The organism is Bradyrhizobium sp. HKCCYLRH2060, from assembly GCF_051168135.1.
GTDB lineage: Bacteria > Pseudomonadota > Alphaproteobacteria > Rhizobiales > Xanthobacteraceae > Bradyrhizobium.
Window position 1 is genome coordinate 63,565 of sequence record NZ_JBNPUK010000007.1, and the last position, 26,403, is coordinate 89,967.

3 protein-coding genes (1 of these 3 only partly in view) are annotated in these 26,403 nt (G+C 68.9%); all 3 read left to right on the forward strand.

Annotation, left to right across the window (positions count from 1 at the left end; all coding sequences use genetic code 11):
• Tightly spaced (each overlapping or abutting the next), the 3 genes in view from ACQR10_RS15960 to ACQR10_RS15970 form a layout consistent with a single transcriptional unit that may run on beyond the window.
• Complete coding sequence (locus ACQR10_RS15960; RefSeq protein ID WP_316216160.1) at positions 1 to 9,720, forward strand: non-ribosomal peptide synthetase; 9,720 nt, start codon at positions 1 to 3, stop codon at positions 9,718 to 9,720.
• Positions 9,717 to 16,295: a non-ribosomal peptide synthetase gene (locus ACQR10_RS15965; RefSeq protein WP_316216161.1), complete on the forward strand. Its 6,579-nt coding sequence runs from the start codon at positions 9,717 to 9,719 to the stop codon at positions 16,293 to 16,295. The genes ACQR10_RS15960 and ACQR10_RS15965 overlap by 4 nt, the downstream gene beginning before the upstream one ends.
• A protein-coding gene (locus ACQR10_RS15970) for a non-ribosomal peptide synthase/polyketide synthase (RefSeq protein ID WP_434885710.1) crosses the window boundary here: on the forward strand, positions 16,288 to 26,403 show its 5' portion. Its footprint extends 6,282 nt past the window's final position; 10,116 of the gene's 16,398 nt are visible here — the first part of the coding sequence; the start codon lies at positions 16,288 to 16,290; its stop codon lies beyond the right edge, outside the window. Before ACQR10_RS15965 ends, ACQR10_RS15970 begins: the two co-directional genes overlap by 8 nt.

Sequence of the window (26,403 nt, forward strand, 5' to 3'; positions counted from 1 at the left end):
ATGCCGCCACAGACCCTCGTCGAACGACTCCGTGAGCATGCCGCCTCGCGTGCCGATCATCCGGCATTGCGCTTCATCGAAGGCGACGACGTCATCGACGAGCTGTCATTCGCGGCGCTGGACCGGCGCATCCGTGCCCTTGCCGCGCATTTGCAGGAGATCGCGCGTGCCGGCGAACGTGCCGTGATCCTGCTGCCGAACGGGCCCGACTATGCGGTTGCATTCTACGCCTGTCTCTATGCCGGGGTCATTGCCGTGCCGGCCTATCCGCCGGAGGCCGGCAGGGAGCGCTACGCCAGCCGCCTCGACGGCATCCTGCGCGATGCGGCGCCACGGCTCATTCTCACCCAGGCGCGGCTTCGCGACGCCGTCACGGCCTGTGTGGGCCAGACCCGGGCCGATGTCGTTGCCGTCGACGAGGTGCCGGTCGGCGCGGCCGTCTCCTGGCGCGAGACGGAGCTGAACGGCGATGCGATCGCGTTCCTCCAATATACGTCGGGTTCGACATCGCAGCCGAAGGGCGTCTGCGTCACCCACCGAAACCTCGTCGCCAATGAGATTGCGATCGAGGCGGTGCTCGGCGGCACCCGGGATGACGTGTTCGTCAGCTGGCTGCCGCTCTATCACGACATGGGATTGATGGGCGGATTGCTCAATCCGCTGTTCACGGGTTTCACCGCGGTGCTGATGACGCCGCGCAATTTCCTCGAGCAGCCGCGGCGATGGCTCGAGGCCATCGATCGCCACGGCGGCACCTGCAGCGGCGGGCCGGACTTCGCATTCGCGCTCTGCGCGGACCGGATCTCGGATGCGGCGATCGCGCACCTGGACCTTAGCCGCTGGCGCTTCGCGTTCTCCGGCTCGGAGTTCGTGCGGCGCGCGACGCTGGATCGCTTTGCCGCGCGCTTCCGGCCCGCGGGCCTCGATCCTCGCGTTCTGACGCCTTGCTACGGCCTTGCCGAGGCGACCTTGCTGGTGACCGCAGGCGACAGCGCGAGCCTGGCGGCTTGTCATATGCTCGATTCCGCAGCACTCGCTGGCGGCCGTGTTGCCGATACCGACGCAGGGACGGACCTGATGGTCTGCGGCACCGTGGCCGACGGTCACGCCGTCCGCATCATGAGAACCGATGCGTCCGCCCAGGCCGAGGCGAACGAAGTCGGAGAGATCTGGGTCGCGGGTCCGAGCGTCGCGCAGGGCTATTGGAACAATCCCGAGGCGACGCAGCAGACGTTCGTCCTTCGCGACGGCGCGCGCTGGTTGCGGACCGGCGACCTCGGATTCGTCCGTGACGGCGAGCTCGTCGTCACCGGGAGGCTCAAGGATCTGCTGATCGTTCGCGGCCAGAACATCTATCCATTCGACCTGGAGCAGGCTGTCGAGTCCGACGTGGCCTCGGTCCGGAAGGGGCGCGTCGCGGCCTTCCCGGTCGAGATCGATGGCGCCGAAGGCATCGGCGTGGCGGCCGAGTTCAGCAGGGCGGTGCTGCGGCGGACGCCGGCCGATGTGCTGATCAAGGCGATCGGCGATGCGGTCATGCGGCAGACGCAAGATTATCCGGCGGTGGTCGTGCTGCTGAACCCGCAGGGCATGCCGTTGACCACCAGCGGCAAGCTGCAGCGCTCCGCCTGCCGCGCCGGGTGGGCGCACGGCACGCTCGACAGTTTTAGGGTGTTCGAGCGGCGGCGTGAGGCGGCGGACCGGTCGCCGTCCTCGGAGCTTGCAACGGAAACCGAACGCCGTCTTGCGCTGATTTGGCGGGATGTGCTCCGGGTCACGGCCGTCGGCTGCGGCGACGACTTCTTCATGCTCGGCGGCAATTCGGTCGCAGCCGCCCAGGTCGCGGCGATGGTGCGCGAGCAGTTCGGAATCGAGCTCGCGCTGCGCAGCTTCTTCGATGCGCCGACGCTCGCAGCGCTTGCGGCGCTGGTCGATGCGGCCGGCACCGATGCAAGAGCGCTGGCGCCGCTGCAGCCGGCCCCGGAGGGCGTGCGCGAACTGCTGTCGCCCGCGCAGGAGCGGCTGTGGTTCCTCTGGAGCATGGACCCGGCCAGCACGGCCTACACCATCGCCTGCACGCTCCGCTTCGACGGCGCGCTCGATCAGGCGCTGCTGGTGCAGGCGCTGACCGAGATCATTGCGCGACACGAGACGCTGCGCACCAGCTTTGCCGCGCCGGACGGTCGTGTCGTGCAGGTGATCCATGCGGCAACCGAGATTCCCGTCGCGGTCGAGGATCTACGGCGCAGGCCGGCAGCGGAGCGCGCGTCGCGGGCCGCGGCGCGGACACGCGAGGAGCTGGCGCGGCCGTTCGATCTCGTCGATGGCCCGCTGCTGCGCGCGGTGCTGATGCAGCTCGCGGACGATCGCCACGAACTGCTTTTGTCGGCGCATCACATCGTCGCCGATGGCCTCTCGCTCGACGTGCTGCTGGCTGAGATCGCTACGCTTTATGACGGGCTCCGGCGCGGAGCAGTCGCGCTGCCGCCGCCATCCGCCATCCAATATGCCGACTACGCCGCCTGGCAGCGGGAGTGGCTCGCCGGCCCCGAGGCCGCGCAGCAGCTCGCCTATTGGCGCGGGCGGCTCGGCGATGCGGATACGCCGCTCGCCTTGCCGTTCGACCGGCCGCGACCGGCGGTGCCGAGCTATCGCGGCGACACCATCCACCTCGCGATCCCGCCCGATCTGGCGCTGAAGCTGCGCGCGCTCGCCAGGGAGCATCGCGTCAGCATGTTCATGCTTTTGCTCGCCGCCTATCAGTTGCTGCTGTTCCGCTACTCCGGCCGCTCCGACCTGCGCGTCGGCGTGCCCGTCGCCGGACGCCGGCAGGCCGAGCTGGCATCGTTGATCGGCTGCTTCGTCAATACGCTGGTGTTGCGGGCCGACGTGGCCGACGGCATGAGCTTCGCCGAACTGCTGGCGCAGGCGAAAGAGGAGGTCATCACCGGGCTCGCGCATCAGGATCTGCCGTTCGACCGTCTCGTCGATGCGCTCAAGCCGGCCCGCTCCGGCGGCCACAATCCGCTGTTCCAGGTCAAGTTCAACTACATGGCCGCGCCGGCCGGACTTGCGCTCGGCGACGGCCTGCGCGCCGAGACGCGGATCGTCGATCTCGCCGGCTCGCATTTTGATCTCGCGCTCGACATTGCCGACGGGCCGACGGGCATGAATGCGAGCCTGAATTTCGCGACGGATCTGTTCGATGCTGCCACGGTCGAGCGGATCGGCGGCCAGCTCGTCGATTTTCTGCGGCAGATCGCGGCCGGTCCCGACCGGCCGCTGCGCGACTTCGCGATCGCGCGGGACGTCAGGCAGACCGTCGCAGCGGAGGCGAAGAGCTTCCCCGCGACGGATATCCTCGATCTGATCGGCACTGCGTTTGCGGGCCGCGACGACCGGGTCGCGCTGCGTCAGGGACAGGACACTGTCAGCGCAGCCGGGCTGGCGCGCTGGTCGGACCACATCGCGGGCGCGCTCGTCGCGGCCGGCGTCACGCGCGAGACGCCGGTGGCGTTGTGGATCGAGCGGTCGCCGGCCTTCGTCGCGGCGCTGCTCGGCGTCCTCAAGGCGGGCGGCGCTGTCGTGCCGCTCGATCCGGCGTGGCCGGTGGCGCGCGTTGCGCGCATCCTTCGGGACGGCGAGATTGGCATCCTGATCGCAACCGGCGAGCATCTGGCTGCGGCGAGGGCGCTGGCCTGTCGTACACTCGACGGCACTGAGCGCGGCGATGCGTCCGCGTTCGATGCCCCGCGGCCCCATCCGGCGCAGACCGCCTACATCATCTACACCTCGGGTTCGACCGGCGCGCCCAAGGGAGTTGCCGTCTCGCACGGCGCGCTCGCCAACTACGTGCAGGCGCTGCCGTTCCGACTGCAGCCGCCTGCCGGCGGCGGCATGGCGATGGTCTCGACGGTCGCCGCCGATCTCGGCCACACCGTGCTGTTCGGCGCGCTCGCGAGCGGTGTGACCTTGAACCTGCTGCCGGCCGATGCCGCGTTCGATGCGGATGCGTTTGCGCAAGCGATGCGCGATGGCGAGATCGGCGTCCTCAAGATCGTGCCGAGCCATCTGCGCGGCCTGTTGCGGGCGCGGCGCTCGGCCGACATCCTGCCACGCGACGTGCTGATCCTCGGCGGCGAGGCCTGCGATCCCGGCCTGATCGCAGAGGTCCGTCGGCTGCGGCCGCACTGCCGGATCGTCAATCACTACGGCCCGACCGAGACGACGGTCGGCGTGATAACCCATGAGTGGACGGACGCCGACGCCGAAGGTGTGGTGCCGGTCGGATTGCCGCTTGCGAACCTGCGCGCCTACGTTCTCGACGATGCGTTGAATATCGTGCCGGCCGGGGTCGCTGGTGAGCTCTACATCGGTGGCGCCGGGCTGGCGCGCGGCTATCGCGGCGCGCCTGGACAGACGGCCGAGCGCTTCGTCCCCGATCCGTTCGGAGTCTCAGGCGAACGCCTCTACCGCACCGGCGATTTGGTGCGCTGTGATCAGGCGGGTCGGGTCGTGTTCGTGGGCCGGCGCGACGATCAGGTGAAGCTGCGCGGCTACCGCGTCGAGCCCGCCGAGATCGGCCGCGCCGTCTGCTCGTTGAATGGCGTCGCCGATGCCGCCGTCGTGGTCCGCGCCGTCGACGCGGAGCGGGAACGCCAGGAGCTCGTGGCCTATTGTGTTGCCGCGACAAACGTCGTGTTGCAGCCGGAGGCGCTGCGGCACCAGCTCTCGGCGATGCTGCCGGACTACATGGTGCCCTCGCGCTTCGTCGTGCTCGAGCGGCTGCCGCTGACCGCCAACGGCAAGCTCGACCGCGCGGCGCTGCCGCAGCCGGACGAGGACGTCGTGCTGTCCTATGCCGCCCCTGTCGGCGCGGTGGAGCAGGCGATCGCCGAAGTCTGGCAGGACGTGCTCGGCCGCGAGCGGATCGGCCGCAATGACAATTTCTTCGAGCTCGGCGGCGACTCCATTCTGAGCCTCCAGATCATCGCGCGGCTGCGCAAGCGCGGCGTCAGGCTGACGCCGAAGCAAATGTTCGCGCAGCAGACGATAGCGGCGCTGGCCGGTGTGGTTGCGACCACCTCCGCACCGGCCATGACGCCGCCGGCAGCAGCACGCAACGCAATGAACGCCTGCGCTGCGGAGCTGCTGCCGATCCAATTGCGCTTCTTTGCCGACGACATTCCCAACCGCGATCACTTCAACCAGGCGGCGCTTCTGATCCCGCGGGACCGGATCGACTGGAGCGTGTTGCAGCGGGCACTCGCCGCCATCGTGAGGCATCACGACGCGCTTCGCATGACGTACCGTCAGGTCGCGGGCGAATGGCAGGCGGCGCCGGTCGATCTGCCTGCCGAGGCTGAGCTGCTTTGGATCCGCACGGCGGCCGAGCCGGCCGACATCGGTGCGATCGCGGCGGCGGCACAGGCGAGCCTGTCATTGGCAGCGGGATCGCTGCTGCGCGCGGTCGGGTTAGACATGGCCGACGGCAGCCAGCGGCTGCTGATCGCGGTCCATCACCTCGCCGTCGACGGCGTGTCATGGCGGATCCTGCTCGAAGACATCACGATGGCCTATGAGCAACTGGCAGGGCGGGCGGCCGCCGTCACCCTGCCGTCCACGAGCTCCGCACCGTCGTCATGGGTGCAACGGCTGCGCGCGCATGCGGCGTCCGATCGGTTGGCTGGCGAGATGGCCTTCTGGCTGGCGTCCTCGCGCGGCCGCGCGCTGCCCTGTGACGACGATCATGGCGGCGCCGATGTCGAGGCCGAGGCCGAGGAGGTCGTGCTCAACGTCGAGGCGGAGCTGACCGAACAGCTGCTCGATGCCGCGCCTGCGGCCTATCGCACGCAGGTCAACGACCTGCTGCTGGCCGCGCTGGCGCGTGCGCTCTGGAATTGGAGCGGGATCGATGGCGTCGCGATCGAGCTCGAGGGCCACGGCCGCGAGGATGTCTTTGCGGACGTCGATCTCACGCGGACGGTGGGCTGGTTCACCACCGCATTTCCGGTCTGTCTCGACGGCGGCAGCGAGACCGACCGTGCGCTCATCGCCCGCGTCAAGGAGAGCTTGCGCGCCGTGCCCGACCGCGGGCTCGGCTATGGCGTCCTGCGCTATCTCGGCGCGAAGGAGCAGCGTGAGGCGCTATCGCAGACGCCAAGCCCGCGCATCGTCTTCAACTATCTCGGCCGCTTCGATGGGCAGCTCGGCGCGTCGGCGCCGTACCGGATCGCGCCGGAGAATCCGGGACCGATGCGGGCCACAGACACGCCGTTGCGGGCTTGGCTCACCATCAATGGCGAGGTGCGCGACGGACAGCTGCGTCTCGGCTTCCGCTATGGCAGCCGGCGCTATCGGCGCGCCACCGTCGAACGGCTCGCGGAGCTCTATCGCGCGGCGCTGCGTGGTCTCGTCGATCACTGCCTCGGCGCTGCCGGCGGTCTGACCCCGTCCGACGTTCCGGTCGCGGGGCTCGATCAGGCGGCGCTCGACAGGCTCTGCGCGACGATCGACTGTCGCTCCGTCGAGGACATCTATCCGCTGTCGCCTATGCAGCAGGGCTTGCTGTTCCATGCGCTGCGCGATGGCGCTGATGACGTCTATGTCAACCAGCTCTCGATCGAGCTCCGCGGGGTGACGCCGTCGCAGGTGCGTGCGGCATGGCAGGCGGCGAGCGCGCGGCATGCGGCGCTGCGGACGGGGTTTGTCTGGCAGCAATTGTCCGGCGCGGCCCAGCAGATCGTATACCGCCAGCTCGACGTGCCCGTGGTCGAGGAGGATTGGCGTGGCCGTATCGCGGATGGGGCCGCGGCGGCGGAGATCGATGCGGCGCTTGCGGAGGCGGCGGTGCACGAGCGCGAGCCTGGCTTCGACATCACGCGGCCGCCGCTGCAGCGGCTGCGGCTGATCCGGCTCGGCGAAGACAGGCTGTGGCTGATCTGGACGCATCATCACATCGTGCTTGACGGCTGGAGCTCGGCGCGGCTGCTTGCCGACGTCCTTCAGCAGATCGGCGGCCATGCGCCGTCGGCGGCGCAAGGCAGCTACCGCGACTACATCGCCTGGCTGCAGACGCGCGACCAGGCGGCAGCCGCGGATGTCTGGCGCGAGACGCTGCGCAATTTCGAGCCCACGCCGCTGGCCGGTGCCTTGCGCGCCAGCCGCGCGATCGACGCTGCGAGCGGCCATGGCCGGCTGACTTTGCGCGTGGACGGCGATCTCGCGGCTCGCCTGCGGCGGTTCGCGACACAGCAGCGCATCACGATGAACACGCTGCTGCAGGGGACCTGGGCGCAATTGCTGCGGCAGTATACCGGGCAAAGAGCGGTCTGCTTTGGCGTCACGGTCTCGGGCCGTCCGGCCGAGCTGGCCGGCGCCGAGCATATCGTCGGCCTCTTCATCAACACGCTGCCGCTGATCGACCGCGCGCATCCGCACACCGCGACCGGCGACTGGCTGCGCGCGCTGCAGGCGCACAGCGTCGCGGCGCGCGACTATGAGTGGCTGCCGCTGCACGAGATCCAGCGCCTGGCCGACAGGGCCGGGCAGCCACTGTTCGACAGCCTGATGGTGTTCGAGAACTATCCGATCGATCGGACGCTCACCGCGCGCGACGGAGCCGGGACGCAGATCGGGCGGGTCGACCACGTGACGCCGACCAACTATCCGATCGCGGTCATCGTGTTCGACGGACCGGAGGGGCTGCGCCTCGACTTCAACTACGATCGCGCGCAATTGGACGACCATGCGGTCCGCCAGGTGAGCGCGTCGTTGCGGGACTGGCTGACGCAGATATCGGCGGATGCCACCCGTCCGGTCGGCAGCCTTCGAATGGTCGACGGTGAGGCGCTGGCGTGCGTCCTGCGCTGGAGCGGAGCAGCGGTCGGCGAGACCTCATGCCGGCCGCCGTTCAGCGATTTGGTGCCCGGCCTTGTGGCGCAGATCGAGACGCGCGCGAAGGCCATCCCGGACGCGGTTGCGATCGTCAGCGGCGACCGCCGGATCAGCTACGGCGAGTTGAACGCACGCGCCAACCGGCTGGCGCGGCGACTGCGCGCGCGCGGGATCGGCGCCGGTGCCGTGGTCGGACTGGCGCTGGAGCGCGACGCCGAGATGATCGTGGCGCTGCTCGCTGTGCTGAAGGCCGGCGCCGCCTACCTGCCGCTCGATCCGGACTATCCGGAAGAGCGTCTCGCCCACATGCTCGGCGACAGCAGTGTAAAACTGCTGCTGACGCAGACCGGGCTGCAGGATCGGTTCACGCGCGCGCTGGCCGACGGCGGAGTGGAGGCCTGGCTGCTGGATCGTGCCGACGAGGGCGGCAACGCCGACAATCTCGACCTTGCCATTCATCCTGAGAGCCTTGCCTACGTCATCTATACCTCGGGCTCGACCGGCTTGCCCAAGGGCGTGATGGTACGCCACGGCGCATTGACGAACTTCCTGGCGACCATGGCCGAGCAGCCGGGGATCACGTCCGACGACCGCGTGCTGGCCCTGACCTCGTTGTCGTTCGACATCGCGGTGCTGGAGCTGTGGCTGCCGCTGACACGGGGCGCACGCATCGTGCTGGCCGACCGGGCGTCGGCGCAGGATCCGGCGGCGCTGAAGGCGATCGTGGCCAGGCACGGCGTGACCTTGATCCAGGCGACGCCGTCGAGCTGGCGCATGCTGCTCGATCATGACGGCGCCGCGAGGCTGCCGCCTGGCTGTCGCGCGCTCAGCGGCGGCGAGGCGCTGGCTCCCGATCTGGCGCGGCGGCTCGTCGCGCTGAGCGGCGAGGTGTGGAACCTGTATGGGCCGACCGAGACCACGGTGTGGTCCGCGCGTCACCGGCTGGACTCCGATGATCCAACGCCGGTGCTCGGCGGTCCGATCGGCAACACCACGCTTTACGTGCTGGACGCCAATCTCAATCTGCTGCCGCCCGGGGTGGCCGGCGAGCTGTTCATCGGCGGCGAGGGATTGGCCCGCGGTTATTGGAGGCGCGCCGGGCTCAGCGCGGAGCGCTTCATTCCGGATCCGTTCGGCCGCCCCGGTGCGCGGCTGTACCGGACCGGCGATCTGGCGCGCTGGCGTGCCGATCGCGCGCTCGACTATGTCGGCCGCGCCGATCACCAGGTGAAGATCCGCGGACATCGCATCGAGCTCGGCGAGATCGAGGCGCGGCTGCGCGCGCTGCCCGGCGTCCGCGACAGCGTCGTGGTCGCGCAGGAGTTCGGCGGCGGCAGGACCCTGGTCGGCTATGTCAGCAGCGAGAGCATGCTGGATGGCGGCGAGCTTCGCGCGGCGCTCGCGGCCGTGCTGCCGGACTACATGGTGCCGTTGCGCGTCGTCGTGCTGCCGCGGCTGCCGCTGACGCCGAACGGCAAGATCGACCGCAAGGCGCTGCCGACGACGTCGCAAGGCGAGGCGTGGGACGACTATCAGGCTCCGGTCGGCGAGATCGAGAGCACGCTGGCCGGCATCTGGGCGGAGCTGCTCGGTCTCGACCGTGTCGGGCGGGCGGATCACTTCTTCAAGCTCGGCGGCCACTCTCTGCTGGCGGTACGGCTGCTCAGCCGCGTCGCGCAGGAGTTCGGCACGTCGATGCCATTGTCCGAGCTGTTCGCTCATCCCGAATTGGCGGAGCTCGCGCGCGTCCTCTCGATCAGGCTGATCGAGCAGGAGTTCGCCGAAGGTGAGCTCGAGGACCTGATGACGGCGGAGCTATCATGAGCGGACAATCAGGACAGCCTCGACTGCGCGACCTCGATCCGGACGCATTGCGCCAGCTGGCTTCGCGCGCACGGCAGCGCGGCCGCAACGCCGGCAGACGCGACGTCAACACCATCCCAAGCATCGATCGCGGGGGTCGGCTACCGCTCTCCTTCGCGCAGCAGCAGCTCTGGCTGCTGGCACAGCTCGAGGGCGGAGGCACGAACTATCACATCGACGTCGCGCTGCGGCTGCGGGGCCCGCTCGACATCGGCGCATGGCGCCGCAGCCTCGACCGGCTGTTCTCCCGCCACGAGGCGCTGCGAACGATCTTCGTTGCCGAGCAGGGCGAGCCGCGAGCCGTACTGTTGCCGCCGGATACCGGCCTGCCGCTGGAGATGCACGATCTTCGCAGCCGGCCGGACCGCGAGACGCGGCTGGCCGACCTGCTGAATGCGTGTACGCGCGCGCCGTTCGATCTCGCTCGGGGCCCGTTGATCCGCGGCCATCTGATCAGTCTCGGCGACGACGATCACGTCTTTCTGCTCAGCCAGCACCACATCATCTCCGACGGATGGTCGATGGGCGTCATCGTCCGCGAGCTGTCGGCGCTGTATGGCGCCTTCGCCGGAGGCGGCGACGATCCGTCGCCACCGCTGGCGATTCAGTATCCGGACTATGCGGCATGGCAGCGCGATGCGCTCACGGCGGATCGGCTGCGGCGGCAGCTCGATCATTGGACCACCGTGCTGCGGGACGCGCCATCCGTGCTGGCATTGCCGACGGACCGTCCGCGTCCCGCGCCGCGGTCCGACGCCGGCGCTGCTGTGGCTGTCGAGATCGACGACGGTCTTACGGCCGATATCAGGCAATTGAGCATCGCGCTCGGCGCCACCCCGTTCGTCATCGTGCTGGCGGCCTGGGCGATCGTGCTGTCGCGGCTGGCCGGCCAGCAGGATCTCGTCATCGGCACGCCGACGGCCAATCGGATGCGTTCGGAGCTCGAAGGGCTTGTCGGCTTCTTCGTCAACATGCTGGCGCTGCGGCTCGACCTCTCGGATGATCCTGCTGTGGTCGAGCTGATCGAGCGAGTGAAGACGGCCGTTCTTGCGGCGCAGGATCATCAGGACCTGCCATTCGAGCATCTTGTCGAGGCGCTCCAGCCGCCGCGGCATCCGGAATACACGCCCGTGTTCCAGGTGGTGTTCGCATGGCAGAGCAATGAAATCGGCTCATTGGCGCTGCCCGGCCTGGCGGTCGAGCGCCTTGCGACCGAGCAGCACAAGGTCAAGTTCGATCTCGAGCTCGATCTCAGTGAGAGCCGTGGCCGCATCTCCGGCAAGATCAACTACGTGACGGCGCTGTTCGACGCCGAGACCGTGCGGCGCTATCGCGGCTATCTGCTGGCTACGCTGCGCGCCATGGTCGCTGACACCAGCCAGCCGGTCGACCGCATCGAGCTGCTACCGGCCGAGGAACGTGCGCTGCTGCTGGACAGCTGGAATTGCACCCGATCGGTCACGCCGGCCGACTGCTGCATCCAGGATCTCATTGCCGAGCAGGCACGCCGCCGGCCGTCAGCGGTGGCGCTGGTCCATGACGAGGTCAGACTGACCTATCGGGAGCTCGAGCTGCGCGCCAATCGCCTCGCGCATCACCTCGTCGCGCTGGGCGCCGGTCCGGACCGGCTGATCGCGATCTGCCAGCAGCGCGGCGTCGATACGATCGTCAGCGTGCTCGCGGTGCTCAAGGCCGGGGCCGCCTATCTGCCGCTGGATCCGACCTATCCGCTGCAGCGGCTGCGCGAGATCGTGGCCGATGCCCAGCCGATGCTGCTGCTCCGTGACCGCGAGAGCGCCGGTGCGCTCGGCGACGTGGCATGCCCCGTGGTCGATGTGGAAAGCGATGCACCGGCCTGGAGCGGGCTGCCGGACAGCGCGCCGGATGTTGATGCCCGCGGCGTGACGCCGCGCAATCTCGCTTATGTCATCTACACCTCGGGCTCCACCGGGCGGCCGAAGGGGGTGATGATCGAGCACCATGGCCTGGTCAATCTCGCGCAGGCCCAGATCGGGCTGTTCGACACCGGTCCGGACAGCCGGGTCGCGCAGTTCGCCTCCTTCAGTTTCGACGCAAGCGTGTGGGACATCGTCATGGCGCTCTGCGCCGGCGCCGAGCTGCATCTGCTCGGAAGCCGCGAGCATCGCGACGCAGCCGAGCTGTTGAACTATCTCGCCGACCATCGCATCACCCACGCCACCCTGCCGCCCGCGATGCTGCAGGGCCGCTCGGACCTCGCGCGGCTCTCCGGGCTCGAGGTGCTGGTTCTTGCCGGCGAGTTGCCGAAGTCGGAGCTGTTCGAGGTTTTGCCGTCGGAGATTGCGGTCTTCAACGCCTACGGCCCGACGGAAGCGACCGTCTGCGCCACCGCGTGGCGTCGTCCAGCCGGCTTTGCCGGCGGTATCGTCCCGATCGGGCGCCCGATCGCCAATGCGCGCATCTATCTGCTCGACGCCCAGGGCATGCCGGTGCCGCGCGGTGCCGTGGGTGAGATCTGGATCGGCGGGGCAGGGGTTGCGCGCGGCTATCTGAACCGTCCGGATCTGTCGGCGCAGCGCTTTGCTGCCGATCCCTTCGGGCTGTCGGCCGACGCGCGGATGTATCGAACCGGTGACCTCGGCCGCCATCTGGCCGACGGCAATATCGAATTTCTTGGCCGCAACGACCATCAGGTGAAGATCCGCGGCTTCCGTATCGAACTCGGTGAGATCGAGCATCGGCTGAATGCGCAAACCGGCGTGCGGGACTCGGCGGCGCTGGCGCGGCGCGATGCGCAGGGCGATCTCAGGCTCGTCGCCTATGTGGTGCCGGCAGACGACACCGATGACGCCGCCGCATGGGCCGCGCAGCTGCGCGGGCAATTGCAGGCGTGCCTGCCGGATTACATGGTTCCCTCGGCGATCGTCCGCCTCGATGCGTTTCCGCTGACACCCAACGGCAAGGTCGATCGGCAGGCGCTGCCGGCGCCGGACGACGAAGCGTTCGGCCGCGGCGCCTATGATCCACCCCGGGGCGAAATCGAACAGGCCCTCGCGGCCATCTGGCGCGAGCTGCTGGGCATCGAGCGCGTCGGCCGCAACGATCATTTCTTCGAGCTCGGCGGCCATTCGCTGCTCGTCGTCCGCATGCTGGACCGGCTGAAGCGCCATGCACTGACGCTCGATGCGCACATGGTGTTCGCCAGGCCGGTGCTGCGCGATCTAGCGGCCAGCCTGCGGCCCGGCGAGGAGATTGCGATCCCCGCCAACCTGATCGCGCCGGAGAGCGCGGCCATCACGCCGGACATGCTGCCGCTGATCGCGCTGAGCCAGCCCGAGATCGACCGCGTGGTCGCCCAGGTGCCGGGCGGCGTCGCCAACGTCCAGGACATCTACGCGCTGTCGCCGTTGCAGGAAGGCATCCTGTTCCATCATCTGCTGGCGACCGAGGGCGATCCTTACGTGCTGGTCGCACAGATGGCATTCGCGGGCCGCGATCTGCTGGATCGTTATCTCGCCGCGGTTCAGGACGTGATCGACCGGCACGACGTGCTGCGGACGTCGTTCCTCTGGGATGGGTTGTCGGTTCCGGCGCAGGTGGTCTGGCGCCACGCACCGCTGAGCGTCACCGAAGTCGCGCTCGAAGGTCACGCGCCGGCTCAGGTCGAGCTGGCCCGCCGCTTCGATCCGGGATCCTGCCGGCTCGATCTGACCCGGGCGCCGTTGCTGCGTCTGGTTGTCGCCCGTGACGAGGAAAATGATCGCCTGCTGCTGCTGGTCCTGCTGCATCACATGGTCGGCGACCATACCACGCTGCAGGCGTTGCATGAGGAGGTGCAGCTGATTCTGTCGGGGCGCCGCGCTGATCTGCCTCCGCCGATTCCATTCCGCAATCTTGTCGCCGAAACGCGCAAGCCCGCCGGGCAGGATGCGCAGCAGCGTTTCTTCCGCGGCATGCTCGCCGACATCGATGCGCCCACGGCACCGTTCGGATTGATGGAGGTGCGCAGCGACGGCGACGGCGTGCGCGAGGCAAGGCTGCCCCTGCCGGCCGCGCTCGACGCGCGGCTGCGTGCACAGGCGCGGCGCCTTGGCGCGAGCCTCGCCAGCCTCTGTCATGTCGCCTGGGGGCAGGTGCTGGCGCGCAGCAGCGGGCGCGAGCAGGTCGTGTTCGGCACCGTGCTGCTCGGCCGCATGCAGGCCGGTCACGATACCGGCCGCAGCCTGGGCCTGTTCATCAACACGCTGCCGGTGCGGCTCGATCTCGACGGCACGTCGGTGGAGGACAGCGTTCGCGCGGCGCATGCGCGGCTGGCGGAGCTGATGGCGCATGAGCATGCCTCGCTGGCGATGGCCCAGCGCTGCAGCGGTGTCGCGCCGCCGACGCCGCTGTTTTCCGCGATCTTGAACTATCGGCACGGCCGGAGACAGGATGCGCAGGTGGATGCTGAGCTCCCGCAAGGCGTCGAATGGCTCGGCGGCGAGGAGCGCACCAACTATCCGCTGATGCTGGCGGTGGACGATGACGGCCATGGGCTTCACCTGACGGTCCAGGTCGCGGCGCCGGTCGCGCCCGAGCGGGTCGGCGCGATGATGCAGCAATCGCTCGATCAACTCGCGTTGGCACTGGAAGAGGCGCTCCATACGCCGGTGCGCCGGATCGACGTCGTTCCGGACGATGATCGCGCGCGGCTGCTGCAGGCCTGGAATGCGACGGCGACCAACGCTGCGAATGCGCCCTGCGTGTATCGACAGTTCGAGGCGCATGCGGCGCGAACGCCCGATGCGGTCGCGCTGGTGCATGGACCGGAGACGATCAGCTACGGTGCGCTGAATGCGCGGGCGAACCGGCTGGCGCGGCGGCTGCGGGATCGCGGCGTCGGCCCCGATGTGGTGGTCGGGCTCGCGCTGGAGCGCGGCGTCGCGATGATGGTGGCGCTGCTCGCGGTGCTCAAGGCGGGCGCGGCCTATCTGCCGCTCGATCCGGACTATCCCGCCGAGCGTCTCGCGCACATGCTGAACGACAGCGGTGCCAAGCTGCTGCTGACACAGGCCACGCTGCACGACCGGTTCGCGCCGGTGCTGGAGCGGAGCGAGGCCGAGGCTTGGCTGCTCGAGGTCGCGGCCGGCGATGGCCTCGGCCAGACCGACAATCTTTCCGTCGACGTGCACCCCGAGAGCCTCGCCTACGTCATCTACACCTCCGGCTCGACCGGGCTGCCGAAGGGCGTGATGGTGCGCCATGCCGCGCTGACGAACTTCCTGGCGACGATGGCCGAACAGCCGGGCATCGCGGCCGGCGACCGCGTGCTCGCGCTGACGTCGTTGTCCTTCGACATCGCCGTTCTGGAGCTGTGGTTGCCACTCACAAATGGCGCCCAGGTCGTGCTCGCCGACCGTGCCGCGGCCCATGATCCCGAGGCCCTCAAGGCGATGGTCGCACGGCACGGCGTGACCATGATCCAGGCGACGCCATCGAGCTGGCGCATGCTGCTCGATCACGACGCGGCCAATCCTGATCCATGGCTGCGGAAGGGCTGCCGCCTGCTGAGCGGCGGGGAGGCGCTGGCCTCGGATCTGGCGCGGCGGCTGAACGCAGAGAGCAGCGAGGTCTGGAATCTGTATGGGCCGACCGAGACCACGGTGTGGTCGGCGCGCCACCGCCTCGATGGCGCGAATCCGGTGCCGCTGCTCGGCAGCCCGATCGGCAACACCGCACTGTACGTGCTCGACGGCGAGCTCAACCTCGCGCCGGTCGGCGTCACCGGCGAGCTCTTCATCGGTGGTGACGGGCTCGCGCGCGGCTATTGGAAACGCGCGGCGCTGAGTGCCGAGCGCTTCATTCCGGATCCGTTCGGCGACGACGGCGCGCGGCTGTACCGGACCGGGGACCTCGCGCGCTGGCGGGCCGATGGCGTGCTCGACTATGTCGGCCGCGCCGATCATCAGGTGAAGATCCGCGGGCATCGGATCGAGCTCGGCGAGATCGAGGCGCGGCTGCGGGAGCAGCCGGGCGTGCGCGACAGCGTCGTCGTCGCGCACGAGCTCGGCGGCAGCCGTCAGTTGGTCGGTTATGTCGGCGGCGAGGCCCCGCTCGATGGCAGTGAGCTGCGCGCCGCGCTCGCAACGGCGCTGCCGGACTACATGGTGCCCTCGCGCGTCATCGTGCTGCCGGAGCTGCCGCTGACCCCGAACGGCAAGATCGACCGCAAGGCGCTGCCGCGGCCGGATGCGACGCCGCCGGGGGCGCGGCGCGTCGATCCGCGCAATCCGACCGAGGCTGCGCTCGCGACGATCTGGGCCGAGCTGCTGCACAGGCCGGCGGTCGGCGTCACCGATGATTTCTTCGAGCTCGGCGGCGACTCGCTGGTGGCCGTCCAGCTCGTCGGCCGCATCAAGCGCGATCTCGCGCGGGAGCTGCCGTTGAAGCGGCTGTTCGAACTGACCACGGTCGAGACCATGGCATCCGCGCTCGCCGCGGACCCGCCGCCGAGGCGCAGCGACGACATCGCCGCCATGTTCGATCTGCTTGAAGAAGTCGAGTTCGCCAATGAATGATCAGTCCGGACTTCAGGCCCAGCAGCTCAGCGAGATCGCGCGCCGGTTGGTGCGTCTCGACGCGCCAAAGCAGCGCGCCTTCCTGACGCAGTTGGCGGCCAAGGGCATCGATCTTTCGATTCTGCCGATCGCCCGGCAGCAGCTGCAGCGCGCGCTGTTGTCGTTCGCGCAGGCCCGCCTCTGGTTCCTGTGGCGGATGGATCCGGACGGCTCCGCCTACAACATGCCGGTCGCGATCCGGCTGCGAGGCCGTCTCGATGCCGCCGCGCTTCAACGGGCGCTCGACGAGCTGGTTATGCGCCATGCCGCGCTCCGCACCACGTTCCGGCAGGACGACGGCGAGCCGGAGCAGATCGTGGGACCGCCGGCGCCGGTCGCGCTTCGCCGCATCGAGATTGCCGGCGATGATTGCGAGCAGCAGGCGCGCCGGCTGCTGCGTGAGGAAGCGGCGCTGCCGTTCGATCTCGAATCCGGACCGCTGCTGCGCGCGGCGCTGCTGAGGCTCGACGAGCACGACCATGTTCTCTCGGTGACGCTGCACCACATCGTCGCCGATGGCTGGTCGATGCAGGTCCTCACCGACGAGTTCTGGCAGCTCTATCGCGCAGCCGTCCGCGGCGAGACCGCCTCGCTGCCGGCGCTCGAGATCGACTACGCCGATTTCTCCGCCTGGCAGCGGCTGTGGCTCGGCGCGGTGGAGGAGGAGCGGCAGCTCCGCTACTGGACCGGCCGGCTGCACGACACGGCGATGCTGCAACTGCCGTTCGATCGGCCGCGTTCGGCCCAGACCGACCAATCCGGCGGTGCCATACGCCTGTCACTCGGCGCCGAGCTTTCCGATCGTCTGCGCGAGCTTGCGCGGCAACATCACACGACGCTGTTCGTCGTGCTGCTCGCGGCACTGAAGCTGGTGCTCTATCGCTACAGCGGCCAGGACGACATCAGCATCGGCGTTCCCCTCGCCAATCGCGATCGGCCGGAAACGCGGCGCCTGATCGGGCTGTTGGTCAACACCCAGGTGCTGCGGACGCGGATCGACAGCCTGGGGACGATCGCCGACGTCGTCGAAACGCTGCGCGCGGCTTCGCTCGAGGCCAGGGATCACCAGGACCTTCCGTTCGAACGGCTGCTCGACGTGTTGCAGCCACAGCGCAGCCTGAGCCAGACGCCGCTGTTCCAGGTGCTCTACAACCATCAGCATCGGCGCGGGCCGGCGCATGCGCCGGCTAGCTCTGAATTGCAGATCGAGACGATCGCGGCCGAGATTGAGACGGTGAAATTCGACCTCGCGCTCGACAGCGAGGAATTGCCGTCGGGGGACGTCTCGGCGCTGTTTTCCTTTACCACCGCGTTGTTCGAGCGGTCGACCATCACGCGGCTCGCCGGCCATTGGCTGACGATCCTGCAGGAAATGGTCGCAGATCCCACGCGCCGGATCGCGGCGCTGGAGCTGTTGTCGGACCGGCAGCGCGACGACGTCAGGCAGTGGAATGCCTGCGCGCCCGCGCGCGCGGCCTTCCAGTCGGTGCACCGGATGTTCGCGCGGCACGCCAAGGACACGCCGGGCGCGACAGCCCTGGTGTTCGGAGCCGAGACGATCAGCTATCAGGCGCTCGATCGCCGCGCCAATGCCATCGCGCAGCATCTGCTGGCGCTCGGCGTTCGACCCGGCGAGCTCGTCGCGCTCTCGATGCAGCGTTCGCCCGATCTCGTCGCCGGTTTCGTTGCCGTCCTCAAGGCCGGCGCCGCCTATCTGCCGCTCGATCCCGATCATCCACCAGCGCGGCTTGCTGCAACCGTTCGCGATGCCGGCGCGCGCGTCGTGCTGGTCGATGCGGCGGGACGATCGCAATGGCCGCCGATGCCGGGCATCGCAGTCGTCGATCTCGGCGTGATCCCGGCCGAGACGACGGAGATTGATCCCGCGGTCGATGTCCATCCCGCGAGCCTCGCCTACGTGATCTATACGTCCGGCTCCACCGGTGTACCGAAGGGCGTCGCGGTCGCGCATGGACCGTTCGCGATGCATTGCGACGCCACCGCTGGTCTCTACGAGATGGACCGGCAGTCGCGCGAGCTGCACTTCCTCTCCTTCACCTTCGACGGCGCGCATGAGCGGTTGTGGACCGCGCTGAGCTGCGGCGCGGCTTTGGTGATGCGCGACGCCGATCTCTGGTCGGCGGAGAAGACGCTCGAGGTGATGCGCGCGGAGCGCGTGACCAATGCCGGCTTTCCGCCGGCCTACCTGCAGCAGCTCGCCGACTTCGCGGCGTGGCGCGGCGATCCGCCGCCCGTGTCGCTGTATTCGTTCGGCGGCGAGGCGATGCCGAAATCGGGCTTCGACAAGGTCAGGCAGGCGCTGCGGCCGCGCAAGCTGATCAACGGCTACGGTCCGACGGAGACGGTGGTCACGCCGCTGGTCTGGAAGGTCGACGCCGATACCGAGATCGACGGCGCCTATGCGCCGATCGGCCGTCCGGTCGGCCGGCGCTCGGCCTATGTTCTCGACGGCGATCTCAACATCGTTCCGGTCGGCGTCATAGGCGAGCTTCATGTCGGTGGCGAGGGGCTCGCGGCCGGCTATTGGAATCGGCCGGCGCTGACGGCGGAGCGCTTCATCCCCGATCCGTTCGGCGCACCGGGTGCGCGGCTGTATCGCACCGGCGATCTGGCGCGCTGGCGTACCGATGGCGTCATCGACTATGTCGGCCGGTCCGATCATCAGCTCAAGATCCGCGGCTTCCGCATCGAGCCGGGCGAGGTCGAGGCGCGGCTGACGCGGCAGGCGGGTGTTCACTCGGCGGTGGTGACGGCACGCGAGATCGGCGGACGCCAGCAGCTGATCGGCTATGTCTGCGGCGAGGATGGCCTCGACGAGACCGCGCTGCGCACGGCGTTGTCGGAGGAACTGCCGGACTACATGGTTCCGGCGCGCATCGTGCCGATGCCGCAGATGCCGCTCACGGCGCATGGCAAGGTCGATCGCGACGTCTTGCCGGCGCCCGAGCAGCTGTCTGCTGAGGCCGACTACGTCGCGCCGCAATCCCCGGCTGAACTGGAGCTGGCGGCGATCTGGGCGGAATTGCTCGGCCATGCGCGGGTCGGGCTGACCGACAACTTCTTCGAGCTCGGCGGCGATTCCATCATCTCATTGCAGGTGGTCGGGCGGGCACGGCAGCGCGGCCTATCGATCGAGCCGCGCGATCTGTTCCGGCATCAGACGCTGCAGGAGCTGGCGCGAGTCGCGCGCCGCGATCGGGCGGTCGTTGCATCTGAGGAGCCGCTTGCGCGCGATGGCGATCCGGTGCCGCTGTTGCCGATCCAGCGCCGTTTCTTTGCCGAAGACGCCGGCGAACGCCATCACTGGAACCAAGCCGTGATGCTCGTGCCGTCGGCTCGGCTCGACTGGCGCCTGATGGCGCGCGCTATCGATGCCGTGGTGGCGCATCACGACGCCCTGCGGCTGCAATTCGAGCAAAGCGACGGCACGTGGCAGGCGAGATACGGCAACATGCCCGCGAGCGCTGATCTGCTCTGGATCCGTACTGTTCAGGACGCAGCGGAGATCACCTCGGTTGCGGCGGCCGCGCAGGCGAGCCTGTCCTTGCAGGGGCCATTGCTGCGCCTCGTCGGCATGGACGTCGCGGACGGCAGCCAGAGGCTTCTCATCGTTGTGCATCATCTCATCGTCGACGGCGTGTCCTGGCGCGTCCTGCTCGAGGACATCGCCTCGGCGTCTCGACAGGCGGCGCAGGGCGCCGTGATTGTCTTGCCGACCAGGAGCCAGTCCGTGGCGTCATGGGGCAGGAGGCTCGAAGACTACGCGGCGAGCGAGGAGCTGGCCGATCAGCTCGATTATTGGAGACAGCGCAGCGCCGCCGACGACCTGCCGTGCGACGACGATCACGGTGGGACTGATCGCGTCGCCGATGGTGAAGACGTCGTCGTGTCCTTCGATGTCGAGATGACCGGGCAACTGCTCAAGCAGGCACCCGTCGCCTACAGGACGCAGGTCAATGATCTGCTGCTGGCGGCGCTGGCCCGCGCGGTCAGCCGCTGGTGCGGGCGCGATGAATGCATGGTCGAGCTCGAGGGCCATGGCCGCGAGGATCTGTTCGAAGGCATCGACCTGTCGCGCACGGTCGGCTGGTTCACGACAGCATTTCCGATTCGGCTCTCTGCCGGCTCGAGCGACGACGCCACCCTCATCAAGTCGATCAAGGAGGAATTGCGGGCCATCCCGGCGCGCGGGCTCGGCTACGGCGTGCTGCGCCATTGCGGCAGCCCCGAGCAGCGCGCCGCCCTGGCGGATGGAGCCGAGCCGCGAATCGTCTTCAACTATCTCGGCCAGTTCGGCGCCGGCTCCGACCTTGCCTTCGCGCTCGCGCCGGAAAGCACGGGCCCGTCACGCAGCGCCAGCGCGCCGCTCGGCCGCTGGCTCAGCATCAACGGTCAGGTGCTCGATGGCCGGCTGAAGCTGACGTTCAGTTTCGGTTGCCGCCGCTATCGCCGCACGACGATCGAGCGGCTGGCCGCGTGTTACTCCAAGGCGTTGCGCGAGCTGGTCGCGCATTGCACCAGCGGTGTACACGGCATCACGCCGTCCGACGTTCCACTGTCGCGCCTCGGCCAGCCGGAGCTCGATTTGCTCGGCGCGACGCGCGATTGGCGCGATGTCGAGGATATCTATCCGCTGTCGCCGATGCAGCAGGGCATGCTGTTCCACGCGCTGCGCGACGGCGACAGCGGCAACTACGTCAGCCAGATCGCCGTCGACATCGAAGGCGCGGATGCGGCGCGCCTGCGCGCGACGTGGCAGGCGGTGACGGCGCGACACGCGGTGCTGCGGACCGCGTTCGTGTGGAGAGACTTATCAGGCGCACCGCAGCAGGTCGTCCATCGGCAGGTTCCTGTTCCCTTCGTCGAGGAGGATTGGCGCGACCGCGCGGACTCGATGGATCGAGCCACGCGTGACGCGGCGCTGGCCGAGGTGGCGGCGGCCGAATGGCGTGCCGGCTTCGACCTGTCACGGCCGCCGCTGCAGCGGGTCCGTCTCATCGATCTCGGCGGCGGCGTTTGCCGCCTGATCTGGACCCATCATCACATCCTGCTCGACGGCTGGAGCGCGGCGAGGCTGATCGGGGAGATCATGCAGCATGTCGGCGGCGCGTCGCTGGGTGCACCGCGCGGCCGCTATCGCGATTACATTGCCTGGCTGCAACGACAGGATCGCGAGGCATCGATCGCGTTCTGGTCGCGCTCGCTCTCAACGCTCGGCGAGCCGAGCCTGCTGGCCGATGCGCTGGGCGGGCCGGCCATACCTGCCCACGGCCATGCCTCGATTGATCTCGTCATCGATGCAGCGAAAACCGAGCGGCTGCAGCTCGTGGCACGGCGCGAGCGGGTGACCTTGAACACATTGCTGCAGGGGGCCTGGGGCCAGCTGCTGCGACGCTTGACCGGGCAGGATGTCGTCTGCTTCGGCGCCACGATCTCCGGCCGTCCGCCCGAGGTCGCGGGCGTGGAAGAGACGGTCGGCCTGTTCATCAACACCGTGCCCGTGCTCGAGGACGCGAGACCGCAGACGCCGGTGGGCGATTGGCTGCGCGGCCTGCAGGATCGCAACGTCGACCTGCGCGAGCATGGCTGGATGCCGCTGCACGAGATCCAGCGTCTTGCCGGCCACGCCGGCCGGCCGCTGTTCGACACCATTTTCGTGTTCGAGAACTATCCGGTCGACGCGGCGCTGCGCGATCAGGCCGGCGAGGGGCCGCGCGCCAGCCGCGCCGAGCAGATCTCGATCACCAACTATGCGCTGACGGTCGCGGTGTTCGTCACCGACGCCGGCATCCGGCTCGGCTTCCGTTACGATCGCAGCCGGTTCGACCGGCCGCAGATCGAGCGGATGCAGGCGGCGTTCGCCTGCCTGCTCGGGCGCATCGCCGACGACAGCAGCCGCCCGGTCGCGGAGCTGCATGGCCTCGACGCCGCCGCTTTGCAACGGGTGCTCGGCTGGAGCTCGGGACCCGCCGCGCCGACGGTGAAAGACCGCTTCGTCGACGTGGTGACGCAGATCGAGCAGCAGGTCGCACGGTCGTCCGCGGCCGTGGCCCTGATCTCCGATCAGGAGAGGATCAGATACGCGGAACTGAACGCGCGGGCCAACCGATTGGCACGACAGATCAGGCAATCCGGCGTCGCTCTGGATGCTCCGGTCGGCCTGGCATTCGAGCGCAGTGCCGATCTGGTCGTGGCGGTGCTGGCGGTGCTGAAGGCAGGGGCCGGCTATCTGCCGCTCGATCCGGATTATCCCGGCCAGCGGCTCGCCGCGATGCTGGGCGACAGCGGCGCGCGACTGGTGCTGACGCAGCCGCAATTGCGCGATCGGCTGATGGAGATCACGGCCGGGGCGGGCGCCGAGCTGATCGCCGTCGACGACAGCCGCGCTTCGCACGGGATCGATGCCGACAGCTCGGATCTCCGCAGTCCGATCCACGCCGAGAGCCTCGCTTATGTGATCTACACGTCCGGCTCGACCGGCATGCCGAAGGGCGTGGCCTGCACGCGGGGCGCGCTGGCGGCGCGGCTGGCCTGGATGCAGCGGGAGTACGGGCTCGATCCCGGCGAAACGCTGCTGCAGAAGACGCCGTTCAGCTTCGACGTCGCTGTGTGGGAAATCCTGTGGCCGCTGACGGTCGGTGCACGGCTTGCGATCGCAGCGCCGGGTGCCCATCGCGAGCCGAAGCGGCTGATCGATGCAGTCACCACGCATCGCGTCACCACGCTGCATTTCGTGCCCCAGATGCTCGCGCAATTCGTGGCCGAGCCCGAAGCTCGCCGATGCGTGAGCCTGAAGCGCCTGTTCTCCGGTGGCGAGGCCTTGTCGGTCCAACTGAAGGAGCAAGTCTACACGGTATTCCCCGCGATCCGGTTCGACAACCGCTATGGACCGACCGAAGCGCTCATCAATGCCAGCTTCTGGAGCTGCCGCGAGGCGAGCGGGCCGCGCGTGCCGATCGGCGTCCCGGTCCCGGGCACGACCCTGCGCATTCTCGATGCCGACCTCAATCCGGTGGCCGAGGGTACGACGGGCGGGCTCCATATCGGCGGCGACGGGCTGGCGCGCGGCTATCTCGGTCGCGCGGCGCTGACGGCCGAGCGCTTCATTCCAGATCCGTTCGGACCTCCCGGTGCGCGGCTGTACCGGAGCGGCGACTTGGCGCGCTGGCGCAGCGATGGCGCCATCGACTATGTCGGCCGCACTGATCATCAAGTGAAGGTTCGCGGCTTCCGCATCGAGCTCGGCGAGATCGAGGCGCGGCTGTTGCAGCAGCCATCGGTCACTGCCGCCGTCGTCATCGCCAGGGAGTTCGGAGCAGGCCGGCAACTGATCGGCTATGTCTGCGGTGACGACACGCTCGACGGCGTCGTGCTGCGCGATGTCTTGTCCGCGGCCCTGCCGGACTACATGGTGCCGGCGCGGATCGTGGTGCTCGATCGTCTGCCGCTGATGGTGAATGGCAAGGTCGATCGCCATGCGCTGCCGGCGCCGGAGGCGCCCGCATCGGCCAAGCGGATTGCGCCGCGGACGGCGGCCGAGGCTGCGCTGGCGGCCATCTGGGCCGAGCTGCTGCATCAGCCCGATGTCGGCATGACCGACAATTTCTTCGAGCTCGGCGGCGATTCCATCATCTCGCTGCAGATGGTCAGTCGCGCGCGGCGAGCCGGACTTCTGATCGAGCCGCGCGACGTCTTCAAGCATCAGACACTGGAAGCCCTGGCGCGCGACGCGCGGCAGATCGCGCGGCTGGAGACGACGGTGGAGCACGGCCTCGTCTCAGGGCCACTGCCGTTGCTGCCGATTCAACTGCGCTTCTTCGAGCAGGAGCTGGAGGCGCCGGACCACTGGAACCAGGCCTTGCTGCTGCGGCCGCAGCGGCGGCTCGACTGGGACGTGCTGCGGCGCGCGGCGGCGGCGGTCGTCACCCATCATGATGCGCTGAGGCTGCGCTTCCAACGCATCGACGGCACCTGGCGCGCCGAGCACGGGCCGGCGCCGGCCGCCCCCAGCCTGTTTCGAGCGTGCGAGCTGGCTGACGGCGAGGCGGTCACCGCGCTGGCCGCGGAGGTCCAGGCGAGCCTCTCGCTCGCGCAGGGGCGTCTGGTGCAGATGGTCGGCATCGATCTGCCCGACGGCGGGCAGCGCCTCCTGATCGTGATCCATCACCTCGTGATCGACGGCGTGTCGTGGCGTGTGCTGCTGGAGGATCTCGCGGCGGCCTACGAGCAGCTGATGCGTGGGCAGGAGGCGACGCTGCCGCCCAAGACGCACGCCTATGCCCAATGGGGTGCGGCCCTGCACGCGCACGCCGCCTCGGATGCGCTGGCTGCCGAGTTGGATCATTGGTCCGGTCTCCGGCAGGCGGCGGACGTGCCATGCGATGTCGATCATGCGGATCGGGATACGATCGCCGACGCCGACGATGTGCCGCTTGCGATCGACGCCGAGCTGACCGCGCGTCTGCTGGGCGCGGCGCACGGCGCGTACCGAACCCAGGTCAATGATCTGCTGCTGTCGGCGCTGGCGCGTGCGTTGTGGCAGTGGTTGGGCCGTGAGATCATGGCGATCGAGCTCGAAGGCCACGGCCGCGAGGATCTCGGCGACGGGCTCGATCTGTCGCGAACCATCGGCTGGTTCACAACCGCCTTTCCGGTGCAATTGACGGCTGGATCGCAGCCGCCCGCCGAGCTGATCAAGGCGACCAAGGAGATGCTGCGGTCCGTCCCCAACCGGGGACTTGGCTACGGCGTGCTGCGCTACCTGGGGTCTGATGCCCAGCGTGCGGCGCTGAGGACGGGCGTGCAGCCGCGCATCGGGTTCAACTATCTCGGTCAGGTCGATGGCGGCACGGACGAGACGGCGCTGTTCTCGATCGCGCCCGAGAGCGCAGGACCTTCGCGTGCAGCATCGAGCCCGCTCCGCCACCATATCGCGATCAATGCGAGGGTGCTCGACGGCCGTCTGCAGTTGTCGTTCGGCTTCAGCAGGAAGCGCTATCGACGCGAGACCGTGACCCGCGTCGCCGGTTGTTTCGAGGAAGCGCTTCGTGAACTGGTCGATCATTGCACGAGCGGCGTCCATGGCGTGACGCCGTCCGATGTGCCGCTGTCGAAGCTGAGTCAGGCCGAGCTCGATGCGCTGGCGCTGGATTGGCGCGAGGTCGAGGACATCTATCCGCTGTCGCCGATGCAGCAGGGCATGTTGTTTCACGCGCTGCACGACGACGTCACTGGGGTCTACGTCAACCAGGTCGCTGCCGAGATCCGCGGCCTCGACGCCGGCAAGCTGCAAGCCGCTTGGCAGGCGGTCAGCCATCGCCATGCCGTGCTTCGCACCGGCTTCCTCTGGCGTGAATTGCCCGGACCACCGCAGCAGGTCGTTTATCGCAATGCCGACGTTGCCTTCGTCGCGGAGGATTGGCGGGAACGTGCGGCGGGGCTTACTCCGGCGGCGCTGGAGGCTGAGCTCATGGCAGTTGCAGATCGCGAGCGCGCCGACGGCTTCGATCTCTCGCGGCCGCCGCTGCAGCGCGTGCGGCTGGTCCGGATCGCCGATGACCGGCACTGGCTGATCTGGACCCATCATCACATTCTGATGGACGGCTGGAGCTCGGCCCGCTTCATTGCCGAGGTGATCCAGCAAGAGGGGCAGGGGGCGCTGCAGGGACCGCCGCCGCGCTTCCGCGACTACATCGGATGGCTGCAGGCGCAGGACCACGGTGCGGCGGTCGAGTTCTGGCGAGCGGCGTTGGCTGGACTCGACGAGCCGAGCCTGCTGTCGCAGCCTGCGGCCGGCGCTCGCGTCGGCCATGGCTCGCTCGCCATGGCGGTGGACGCCGATCTCAGCGAGCGGCTGCAACGCTTCGCGACCCGCGAACGGGTCACGCTGAACACGGTGGTGCAGGCGGCTTGGGCGCAACTGCTCCGTCGGTTCACCGGCCAGCCGACGGTCTGCTTCGGCGTGACCGTGTCGGACCGGCCCGCCGGGCTCGCCGGCGCCGAAGAGATGGTCGGCCTCTTCATCAACACCTTGCCGGTGGTCGATACC